General features: G+C 69.3%; 2 protein-coding genes. One reads left to right on the forward strand and one right to left on the reverse strand.

Annotated features, from left to right (window positions below; all coding sequences use genetic code 11):
- A partial coding sequence (locus ACWF94_RS40195) for a hypothetical protein (protein WP_453500206.1) occupies positions 1-719 on the reverse strand: 719 nt, incomplete at its 3' end.
- Positions 720-1,269: 550 nt separating this feature from the next.
- On the opposite strand from ACWF94_RS40195, the gene ACWF94_RS40200 reads away from it, so the two are divergent.
- The coding region (locus ACWF94_RS40200) for a transglycosylase family protein (protein ID WP_453500208.1) at positions 1,270-1,623 on the forward strand (354 nt) is incomplete at its 3' end.

A 1,623-nucleotide genomic window follows, 5' to 3' on the forward strand; every position in this document is an offset into this window, starting at 1 on the left:
AGCGCGTCCCGCAGCAGGTCCTCCCGGGGCTGCTGGCCGATCGAGCCGACCGGGGCGGCGAAGACCAGCACGGTGTGCGACTTGTTGGCCGCGGTGCGCCAGCCCTCGGTGACCTGGAGCGGCTGGTGTGCCTGCCACCAGGCCACCGGGCTGCCGCCGCCCGTACCGGGCTGGAGGACGGCGTGCAGCTGCCCCATGGCGAGCAGGACGGACCACCCGGCCAGCGCGGTGGGCCGCTGGTTCACGTCGTGGACGGGCATGAAGCCCTGCTCGATGAGGAGTGGCAGGAAGTCGTCCCCGCCCGTGCCCCGGCTCCCGGGGCGGGCGATCGGCGCGGTCGGCTCGACCACGAGGGCGGGGTGCAGGTCGCCGTCGATCAGGATCAGACCGCTGGTGATGCCGAGGACCGCCTGCTCCGGGGTGCCCTGGGAGGAGCCCGGCTCCTCGGCCGTGATGGACCGGACGGCCCCCTGCAACTCGTCCTCGGCGACCTGGACCACCTGGGAGGGGATGCAGGTGGCGTGGGCGAAGGCGAGGACGGCGGTCTCCTCGCCGACGAACAGCACCGTGCTGGTGCGCTCCTGCTCGGTGTCGCCCGGGGTGCGGCAGGAGGTGCAGTCGTAGCTGCCCGGGGCGTTCTCGCCGGCGAGCAGCCGGTCGGCTTCTTCATCACCGATCTCGGCGCGTACGTCCTCGCTGACGTCGAGCATGCGCGGCACGGGGGGCTCCTCGGACTTGATCATGTGCGCCGGGCGGATCCCGGCTCATAAAGGGTTCAACGGCCGAGCTGTGGCCGGAGTCACGGATCGGAGCGAGGGAATCGAACCATCCGGCGCAATCGGTGATCCGGCGGACGCGGTTGACTACTCCCTGTCAACAACTCGGGAGTGCAAGGAAGTTGAGGCGGTGAACCATCTCACAGCGCGCCCGCCCGTCGGGCTGACAAATCATGAAATAAATGAATCAAGTGGGTGTCTCAATCTCGTCGTTACTTCGAGTAATGGGCAACTGGCCTGGCACAACAGGGAAATCGTTGCCGTACCGGCATTGACGTCTCTAGATTCACCGCCCGTGTGCAGAGAGCACCGTCCGGGACAGCCCGCCCGGCCGCACCGCCAGTGCGGCCACACCAGAGCACCACGCTCCCAGGAGCAGACCTCAGGTGGGCTGGGCGGAGCGGATTCAGACGCCCGACGCGTCGAGATCCGCACCGCTTCGAGGCGCCCCGGGACCTTTGAGAGGGATTCGATGTTCACGAGTTCCCGTTCGATGTCAGATTCCCGTTCGTCAGAGCCCAGGCGCAGGCGTGACACCGTGGCGCTGGTCGGCACCGCGCTCATCGCGCCACTGGCACTGCTCGCCGCCACGGCGGGCCAGGCCCAGGCGGCCGACGGCGGTGTGTGGGACCGCATCGCCAAGTGCGAGAGCGGCGGAAACTGGCAGATCAACACCGGCAACGGCTACTACGGCGGACTCCAGTTCTCCGCCGGCACCTGGCGCGCCTTCGGCGGCACGGCGTACGCCTCCACCGCCGACCGGGCGAGCAGGTCACAGCAGATCGCCGTCGCCACCAAGGTCCAGCGGACGCAGGGGTGGGGCGCCTGGCCCACCTGCTCCAAGAAG

This window comes from Streptomyces sp. NPDC055078 (genome assembly GCF_053607985.1).